Here is an 8,854-nt window from a genome sequence, read left to right as displayed (position 1 = left end):
CGTCCAGGCAGTCCTCGCCCTGGCCCGCCGACGGGTCAACGTCCTGTGGGCCCTGATACGTGACGGACGGTGCTACCAAGGCGAACTCCCCGTCACAACAACGGCTTGACAACGTCATTAGGAGGTGGGGAGGAAGTCGGCGACGAGCGCGGCGAACTCCTCGGGGGCGAGGATGCGTATGCCCAGTTCCTCGGCCTTGGTGCGCTTGGAGCCGGCCTTCTCGCCCGCCACCACGAGGGTGGTGCGCCGGGACACCGACGACGACGCCTTTCCGCCGGCCTGCTCGATCAGCTCGTTCATCTCGTTCCGCGACAGCACGGCGAGGGGGCCGGTCATGGAGCCGGTCACCACCACGGCCTGGCCGGCCAGCGGTCCCGCCGCCGGACCGGCCGTTGCGCCGGCCGCCGGGTCCTCGCCGGCCTTCACGTCGGGGGCCGGCTGCTGCGGCTCGGTGACCTGCGTGCCGACCTGCTGGGCCTGGAGCCGGTCGAGGAGCGGAGCGAGCTCGACGAGTTCGGCCGCGATCACGCGGGCCTTCTCGGTTCCGATGCCGTCGACCCCCGCCAGGGTGTCCGCGTCGGCGGCCCGGATCGCGGCCATCGAGCCGAAGTGCGCGGCGATCCGGCGCGACATCGTACGCCCGGTGCCGCGGACACCGAGGGCGCAGAACACCCGGCTCAGTGCGGCCCCGCGGGCGGTCTCGATCGCGGCGAGCAGGTTGGTGACGCTGGTCTCGCCCATCCGCTCCAGGCCGAGGAGCTGTTCGCGGGTCAGCGTGAACAGGTCGGCGATGTCCTTGACCAGGCCCGCCTCCACCAGCTGGACCGCGCGGGTGCCGCCGAGGCCTTCGATGTCCAGCTGGTCCCGGCCGGCCGCGTAGATCACCGAGGCCACGGCCTGACAGCTGCGGCCGCGCACGCACCGCCACCGCTGCTCGGACGTGTCGATCGCGTCGCCGCAGCGCGGACACGCCTCGGGGAACACGATCGGGCTCTCGGCGCCGGTGCGCTGCTCGACCAGCGGAGCCTCGACCCGGGGGATCACGTCGCCGGCCCGGTACACGAACACCTGGTCGCCGATCATCAGCCCGCGGCGGGTGATGTCGGACGGATTGTGGAGCGTGGCGTAGGTGACCGTCACCCCGTCGATGACCACGGGCTCCAGGACCGCGCGCGGGGCGATGATCCCGGTCCGGCCGACGTTCCACTCCACGCCCAGCAGGCGCGTCACCTTGTGCTCGGCCGCCAGCTTCCGGGCCACCGCCCACCGCGGCGCGCGCGAGCCGTTGCCGGCCTGCCGCTGGTCCTCGGCCGTGTCCGCCTTGACGACGACACCGTCGATCCCGAACGGCAGGTCCGCACGCAGACCGGCTATCACGTCGATGCGCTCCTGCACCTGCTCCACGGTCGCGCACCGCGTCGGGGCGGCGGCCGTGCTGGCGGCCGTGTGCGCGCCGAGCGCGGCCAGCTTCTCCAGCAGCGCGTAGTGGCCGAGGTCGTCCAGGCCTATCGCGCCGTAGGCGAAGAACGTCAATTCGATCCGGTAGGGGCGGTCCTTGGCCCGCAGGGTGCCGGCCGCTCCGCTGCGCGGGTGCGCGAAGGGCGTCGCCTCGTGGGCGAGCCGGATCCGGTTGGCCTCCTCGAACTGCGCGGTCGTCAGCAGCACCTCGCCGCGCAGCTCGACGTCGATCGGCTCGGTGAGGACCGGCGGCAGACCGAGGACGGCGTCGGCGGCGTGGGTGATGTCCTCGCCTGCCAGGCCGTCGCCGCGGGTGAGGACCTGGACGAGCCGGCCGCCCCGGTACCGGGCGGCCACCGCGAGGCCGTCGAGCTTCGGCTCCACGCACCAGCCGGTCACCGGGTGCCCCAGCCGCCGCTCCAGCCCCGCGGCCCACTCGGCGAGCTCGTCGGCGTCGAAGACGTTGTCGAGGGAGAGCATCGGCACCGAGTGCGGCACGTCCCCCTGCACGGCACCGCCCGCCACCTTCCCGGTCGGCGACTCGGCCAGCACCTCGTCCGGGTGCGCCTCCTCGTAGGCCGCTATGGCGCGCAGCAGTCCGTCGTACTCGTCGTCACCGAGCGGGGTGGTCCCGTCGCCGTAGTAGGCGGCCGCCGCCGCCAGGGCGGTGGTCACGGCCTCCACGTAGGCGGCGGGGGAGAGCAGGGCACTGGTTTCGGTCACCGAGGTCATGGAACTCATCATCGTGCCCCCCACTGACAACGGGCGCGGGCCGGGCGACGGCCGAGCGCCGAGGCGCCCGCCGGCTCTCGGCGGATCGCCCAACGGTCCATCGTGACCTGCGGAGATGCTGCTCGTTACCGCCCGGCTCCGCGGGGGTTATGGTCGTCCGGTCACGGATGGCAACCGGTCGTCCGTCCGACCCGAGGGAACCGACATGACCGATCTGGACTCGTTCCGGGCCAGCCTGGCGTCGGGCGAGCACGCGTTCGCCGACACCCTGGCCTTCGTCACCGCGCACTACGCGTACCAGCCGCAGGCCTTCCGCAACGGCGAGCTGGAGAACGCCGCGGGCGAGAACGAAGGTTCCTGCAAGACCTTGGGCCTGGCCCTGCTGGAAGGGTTGACCGACCACGAGGCGCTGCTGGCCTTCGGCGAGCACTACCGCAGCGTGCTGGCCACGCCGAACGACACCGACCACGGCAACATCCGCAACCTGATGGCCCACGGCCTGGCCGGGGTGACCTTCGCCGGGCAGCCGCTGACCCGCAAGGGCTGAACAGCAGCCGGCGCGCAGCGCACAGCGCCGGCGCGCAGCGGGCGGGGGCAGCGCCGGGCGGCGGGGCCCCGGCGCCCCGCACGGCTCGACCGGCCGTCCCGGTGGACCTTCGCCGCCCGCCCCCGGCCGTGCAACATACTGGTCGCCACCGGTAGACGGCCGATGTCTGTGAGGGGAGCCGTACATGAGCACGGCGAAGGACCTGTTCATCGTCGCGTTGGACCCGAAGGCGCAACGCCCCGTAGGACAGGGCGACCTGTCGCTCGCCCTGGCGGGAGCGGAGTTGATCGACCTGCTCGGGGCGGGAACCGTCAGCCTGGACGGCGACCGCATCGTGCCGGGCGAAGCCCCGGCCCCCGCCGACCGGCTCCTGGCCGAGGCGGCGTCGGCCCTCGTCCGGCGGACGCCCTACGAGCGGGTGGACGACTGGTTGTGGCGGCGGGGCCGGGACCTCGCCGCCGTCTACCAGTCCTCCCTGGAGGAGGACGGCCGGCTCACCCGCACCAAGGGCGGCCGCTCCCCGTTCGGGCCGGACCGGCTGGAACCGGCCGACACGCCCGAGCGCCGCAGCGCCCTCGACCGCGTGGAACGCCACGACCCCGTTCTCACCCAACTCGCCGTGGCCGTCGGCCTCGACGAAGGACGCGCCGAGACCGACGGCGAGTCCGAACGGGATCCCGGGGACGAGGCGGTGACGACCGTCCTGGCCGTGGTCCACGACGCGGTGATGGAACTGGAAGCCGTACGCCAGCGGCGGTCCATCGAGAACGCGGCCTTCGCCAACGTCTGGCGCGTTCCCTGACATGTGGCCTTCCATAGTCGCGGTGATAGGCACCCTGGCCGGAGCCCTGACCGCCGGACTCCTCCAACTCCGTGCCGCGGCGACCGCCAGGGCCGAGCAGCGTGCCGACGCCCACCGTCAGGACCAACTCGCCGCCGTCACCGACTTCGCGGCCGCCCTGGACGCGCACCGCTCGGCGATGTTCCACCGGGAACGGCTGGAACTGATGGACGCCGGAGCCGACCACCGGTTGGAGGCGCAGACGAGGTCCCACGACACCCGGACGGCGATCACCGCACCCCACGTCCGCCTCCAGGTCCTCGTCCCCGACCTGGCGGTCCCCGCCCAGCAGGCCGCCGACGCCACATACGCCCTGCGCAGTGCCACCGTCCAGGCCGAACTGGACGCGCTGCGGCACGCGGCCAAGGAAGCGAACGCGGCCTTCATCACCGCGGCCGCCACCCTGCTGAGCCCTGACCGCCGCTGACGGGGAGCCGGGCGGCGGCGGGGCGGAGCCCCGCCCCGCCGGGGCCGGGGCCTGTTCGCGGGCGAGGGCAGAGCCTGTCATCACATAGGATCGCGGCATGGGGAGATGGGAGCCGAACGGTCGCGGCCGGCTGGCGCAGGCCGCGCTGGAGCTCTACGCCGAGCAGGGGTTCGAGCAGACCACGGTGGCGGAGATCACCGCACGGGCCGGACTGACCGAGCGCACCTTCTACCGACACTTCGCCGACAAACGCGAAGTGCTCTTCCACGGCTCCGAACCGGCGCAGGAGCTGCTGGTGCGCACGGTCGCGGACGCACCGGCCGGGGCGTCGGCGCTGGACGCGGTCACGTCGGCCCTCGAAGCCTTCGGCGGCCGGCTCCAGGAGAACCCCGAACGCGTCCTGCTGCGCGAGGCCGTCATGTCGGCCAACACCGAACTGCGGGAACGCGAGCTGACCAAACTCGCCGGTCTGGCAGCGGTGCTGGCCGGCGCGCTGCGCGACCGGGGCACTCCCGAGCCGGCGGCGAGCCTGGCGGCGGAGGCGGGCATCGCCGTGTTCAAGGTCGCCTTCGCGCGCTGGGTCACCGAACCGGCCCGAGCGGACCTGCCCGGCGTCATCCGCGCGGCGGCGGAAGAACTGAGCGCCCTCGTCCTGGAGCAGCCGGGTCCCTGAATCCGCCGAAAGGCCGTACGGGCGGCGCCCCCTTAAAATGGTGCCATCAGCCCCGCGCTGTCCTGCCGTCCTGCCGTCCCACCGACCGATCCTGCAGGAGCAGAACGTCGTCCGGTTGCGGTCGTTCCCGTTGCGGCCGTTCACGAACGCAGGGCGGCATCTCGCGGACAACGCATGCGCATCGCTCACACAGGAGTTGACGCCATGAGCAGTGTCCTGACCCGGGCGGCGGCCCTCGCATCCGCCGCCCTCCTGGCCACCACCGGCGCCACGGTCGGCGCCACCCAGGCGACGGCCCTGCCGAGCGCCCCGACGTGTCGTCTGGTCGACCTCGACGTGGCCGTCGGGGAGCCGGACGGCTCCGCGGGTTCGCTCCACTACCCGATCCTGTTCACCAACACCACCGGCCGCACGTGCGTGTTGCGCGGATATCCCGGCGTCAGCGTCGTGGACGCCCGGCACCGCCAGATCGGCACCTCCGCGATCCGCACCGGCGAGTCGGTGGAGACGGTGTCCGTCTTTCCCAGCGAGACGGTGACCGCCCCGCTGCGCACCAACAGCCCCGGCGTGGTGTCGCGTTGCCGGCCGGTGTCGGCCTACGTCAAGGTCTACCCGCCGAACAGCTACCGCGCCGAGGAGATCCCGTACCACCTGCGGGTGTGCGGGGCGTTCGAGATCAGTCCCGTAGAGCCCTGGGAGTGACGGACGCGAGCAACCGACCCTCGTTCGCCCGCAGTCAGTTGCGGGTATTGATGAACCCGACGACCACCGAGCCCCACCAGCAGACCTGCGAGACCGCGGCCGTGGCGGTGGCCCAGGCGAGGGTCCTGCGCCGCAGGGCGACGGGCGCCGAGAGGCGGCGGGTGAGCAGGCCGGCCTGGAGGCCGTTGAGGGTGAGGACGGCGACCAGCGCGACCTTGGCCTGGGTGAGCGGCGAGGACAGGTCGGGGTGCAGCATCAGACCGCTGGCGACCAGTCCGGCGAGCCCCGCCCAGATCGGCACGTGCAGGCGCGAGGTCACGGCGAGGGCCTCGCCCAGCTCGGCACGGCCGGTGAGCCAGAGGGCGCCGTACCAGTCCGCGGCCAGGACCGCACCGAAGCCGAGGACGAGCGAGGCCAGGTGCACGAACAACGCGGCCTCGTGCAGGACGGGGTCGGCGCGCACGTGCGTGGAGAACCACAGCCCGCCGGTGAGCACCACCATCGCCATGAGCCCGGCAGCCGCCACCGTCCACCACGAGTCGTAGAGCCGGACCGGTCTGAGACTGCCGGCGACGGGGGTGGATGCGGGAAGGGCGGCCATGGGAGCTCCTGGCGGGACATAAGGACGAGGTAAGGCAGGTAAGGCTTACCTAAGGGTTTGGTTTGCGTCAAGCTGAGCCCCCAGTTGTCTCAAAATCTGTGTCCGATCCGATATCCGCAGGTCACCGGGCCTGGACCCGAGGTCGGACCCGACCGCCCGGAACCACGAATGCCGCACGGGGTCCAGTGCGACACATCCGGGCCAAGGTGGTCGCCACTGGCCTGCCCACCCGCCTCCGCGAAGGACCGCCCGCCGAACTGGACACCCCTGCCACAGGCGTGACCCACGTCGGCGTAGCTGTTGTCGGTGGCCACCGGGGTCGCTACAACCCCTGACGTGCGAAGAAGGCCCCCACCCGACGCCGTACCACGGTCGACGTCACGGCCGGGTCGCCGGGGCCGACGAGGGCGGTACGGGTCGTCGCCCGCACGAGGCCGGCGCTCTGCAGCTGCGGGACCAGTGAGCCGTAGTCGGTGAACGCCCAGTGGTGGGCGTCGGTGAGCAGTGCGCGGCAGCCCGGAACGTCCGCCCAGGAGGACGTGATACGGGCGCCACCCTCGAAGCCGTCGCTCCGGAACAGCAGCAGCGGTCGGTCGTGGCCCGTCGGCGGTGGGTACAGGTCGAGATAGCCCTCCAGGTTCGCCACCGCGCCGATCCGGCGGTCGCCGCGGGCCGCGTACACCACCGACGTACCGCCTGCCGAATGCCCGTACAAGCCGATCCTGCCCCGGTCCATGACCGGGGCGAGCGGCAGGCTGCCGAGCCGGTCCAGGACCAGGCGGAGATCGGCGATCCGGGTGTCCACCATCGTGCGGAAGGTCGCCGGGTCCGGCGGCCCGGCCAGGACGGTCGTCCGGATGCCGGTCGGCAGCTCCACCTGGGAGGCGTCACCGGGGTGGTCGACGAGGGCGACCATGCGGCCGTGGCTGGCCAGGTCCTCGGCGAGGCTCGTACCGAGGGTGCGGGAGTCGCCGCCGCCCGGCGAGTACAGCAGTACCGGCCACCGCCCCGGAAGGACCGGCGCGCCCACGTACCCGTGCGTGAGGACCGCGCCCCAGTCCACCGCCCCCCGCTCCGGCAGCCCGGGGTGGACGAGCGGCGCGTACGTGGCGAACTCCCGGGCCTCGGCCGGGGTGAGCTGCGGGGCCCGGGAGAAGCCGCGTACCGTAGCGGCCGGGTACAGGACGGTCAGCATCACCTCCCGTACGCCGCCCACCCACGGGTCGGTACGAGCCGGGTCCGTCAGGTGCACGGTCCGCAGGCCTACGGGGTACGGGCCGGCGGGCGCCGGCAGCTGGAGGCCTCCGCCTCGGGAGGCGGCCGTGGCTGCGGGTGCGGGGAACAGGGCGGTGCTGCTGGCGAGCAGTGCGGCCTTCAGGAGGGTGCGGCGCGGAGTCGGGCCGGACGTCGGCTGAGGAGTCATGCGGGCATCCTTGGGGCGGGGGCCGCGCCGACGCCAAGGTTCAGGCCCTGCCCAAAAGGCTGGCCATGTCGGGGGAGTGGTGATCTGTGGGCGCGCTGCGCATCCGTCTCACCGCGGAGGACTTCGCGCGGATCCGGTTCGCACCCCGTCCGGCGCCGCTGCAGGAACTGCACGCCGCCCTGACGACCGCCGTGGCCCCGCGCGTCGGGCCGCTGTTCGCGCCGTGGCGCGGCCGTGTCCTGCGCTCCCTCCCGCCGGCCACGAGCGCGCTGGCCGACCTGGTTCCGGCGGGCCGCCCGCCGTCCTTCCTCGACGTCCTCGGCGACACCCTGGCCGAAGGTTTCGAGCGGATACGTGCCACCAGCCCCGGCCTCGTCCGCTCCGAACTGGAGCGGATCCACGGCCCGGTGCCCGCGCCCCGCTGGATCCGCGGCCTGCACACGGGCGACGCGACGGCCTGGCGCACCCTGCACCGCGCCCAGCAGGCCGCGTACGAGACCGTCCTCGCCCCCGTCTGGCCGGTCGTCCAGGACCTGCACCGCGAGGAGTTCACCCGCTACGCCCTGGCCGCCGCCGAGCACGGCGTGGCGGCGGCACTGACCGGCCTGGCCGCGGGCAGCAGGCTCCACGACGGGGTGTGGGAATGGCCCGGCACGGCGCCGGTTCGCGACGTACGCCTCGACGGACGCGGCCTGGTCCTGCTCCCGACCTTCCACCACCCGGCGGGACCGCTCCTCCACGACGTCCCGGGCCGCCCCGTGGTCCTCACCTACCCGGCCGGCTCCGGCCTGCCGCCCGCCCCGGACCCGGCCCTTTCCGCCGCGGCCTTGGCCGGGGTCCTGGGGCACACCCGCCTCGAAGCCCTGCACCTGCTGGCCGAGCCGCACACCACGACCTCCCTGGCCCGCGCCCTCCGGGTGAGCAACGCGACGGCCTCGTCCCATGCCGCAGCGCTCAGAGCAGCGGGCCTGGCGACGACGACCCGTACCGGCCGCTCGGTCACCCACGCGCGCACGGCCCTCGGCACCCTGCTCATGGGCGGGGGCCCATCGGGCCGGTCCCCGCGCCGACAGCCGTCCCGGTGATCGTCCTCACTCCTCTTGCGAGAGGCGTCGCTCGAGCGGGGTGCGCATGCTGGGGCGGGCGCGGGTGGGGCCGAAGAAGGCGGTGAGCCGTGCGGCTTCGGTGGCGATGGCCGTACGGGCGTCCCGGCTGGTGCTGGCGCCCGTGCCCGTGTCGGTGTCGGGCAGGAGGTGGGTGACGATCTCCCCGTCGGGACGCTGGGCCCAACCGCCGACGACGCGGCCGTTCCACCACACGGTGGGGCCGATGTTGCCGTTCCGGTCGAAGAGTTCGGGCACGTGGGCGGGGTCGAGGTACCAGTCGCGGTGGCGCCAGCCCATGGGGGTCGGATCGAGCGCGGGCAGCAGGGCCGCGGCCGGTTCGGGGG

The 8,854-nt window shown here is 73.5% G+C and carries 10 protein-coding genes; 6 read left to right on the top strand and 4 right to left on the bottom strand.

Annotated elements, in window-relative coordinates; all coding sequences use genetic code 11:
• Positions 1-117: 117 nt before the first annotated feature.
• A complete protein-coding gene (ligA, locus tag EF918_RS27730; protein ID WP_125651665.1) occupies positions 118-2,190 on the bottom strand; it encodes an NAD-dependent DNA ligase LigA in 2,073 nt (690 codons plus the stop codon).
• Between the two features lie 205 nt (positions 2,191-2,395).
• On the opposite strand from ligA, the gene EF918_RS27725 reads away from it, so the two are divergent.
• From EF918_RS27725 to EF918_RS27705, 5 genes are all read left to right on the top strand, one after another.
• Positions 2,396-2,737 (top strand): HopJ type III effector protein, encoded by a 342-nt coding sequence (locus tag EF918_RS27725; RefSeq protein ID WP_125651664.1) that lies wholly within the window; start codon positions 2,396-2,398, stop codon positions 2,735-2,737.
• A 184-nt stretch (positions 2,738-2,921) separates the two neighbouring features.
• Positions 2,922-3,539: a GPP34 family phosphoprotein gene (locus tag EF918_RS27720; RefSeq protein ID WP_125651663.1), complete on the top strand. Its 618-nt coding sequence runs from the start codon at positions 2,922-2,924 to the stop codon at positions 3,537-3,539.
• Between the two features lie 22 nt (positions 3,540-3,561).
• Complete coding sequence (locus tag EF918_RS27715; protein WP_260610738.1) at positions 3,562-4,005, top strand: protein kilB; 444 nt, start codon at positions 3,562-3,564, stop codon at positions 4,003-4,005.
• 97 nt (positions 4,006-4,102) lie between these two features.
• Positions 4,103-4,678, top strand: a complete 576-nt coding sequence (locus EF918_RS27710) for a TetR/AcrR family transcriptional regulator (protein WP_125651661.1) — start codon at positions 4,103-4,105, stop codon at positions 4,676-4,678.
• Between the two features lie 204 nt (positions 4,679-4,882).
• On the top strand, positions 4,883-5,380 hold the full coding sequence (locus EF918_RS27705) for a DUF4232 domain-containing protein (RefSeq protein ID WP_260610737.1): 498 nt from the start codon (positions 4,883-4,885) through the stop codon (positions 5,378-5,380).
• Between the two features lie 34 nt (positions 5,381-5,414).
• Here EF918_RS27705 and EF918_RS27700 read toward each other — a convergent pair whose 3' ends face one another.
• Together EF918_RS27700 and EF918_RS27695 are read right to left on the bottom strand one after the other, a co-directional pair.
• Positions 5,415-5,981 (bottom strand): hypothetical protein, encoded by a 567-nt coding sequence (locus EF918_RS27700; protein ID WP_221889762.1) that lies wholly within the window; start codon positions 5,979-5,981, stop codon positions 5,415-5,417.
• A 322-nt stretch (positions 5,982-6,303) separates the two neighbouring features.
• On the bottom strand, positions 6,304-7,404 hold the full coding sequence (locus EF918_RS27695; RefSeq protein WP_125651659.1) for an acetylhydrolase: 1,101 nt from the start codon (positions 7,402-7,404) through the stop codon (positions 6,304-6,306).
• 86 nt (positions 7,405-7,490) lie between these two features.
• Here EF918_RS27695 and EF918_RS27690 point away from each other — a divergent pair, with 86 nt between their 5' ends.
• A complete protein-coding gene (locus EF918_RS27690; protein WP_125651658.1) occupies positions 7,491-8,489 on the top strand; it encodes an ArsR family transcriptional regulator in 999 nt (332 codons plus the stop codon).
• Between the two features lie 6 nt (positions 8,490-8,495).
• Here the strand turns inward: EF918_RS27690 and EF918_RS27685 are convergent.
• Positions 8,496-8,854 (bottom strand): crosslink repair DNA glycosylase YcaQ family protein (locus EF918_RS27685; RefSeq protein WP_148141269.1); only part of this gene is annotated, 359 nt, incomplete at its 5' end.

The organism is Streptomyces sp. WAC06614, assembly GCF_003949795.1.
In the GTDB taxonomy this organism is placed as follows: domain Bacteria; phylum Actinomycetota; class Actinomycetes; order Streptomycetales; family Streptomycetaceae; genus Streptomyces.
This window is presented reverse-complemented; position numbering and strand designations above follow the sequence as displayed.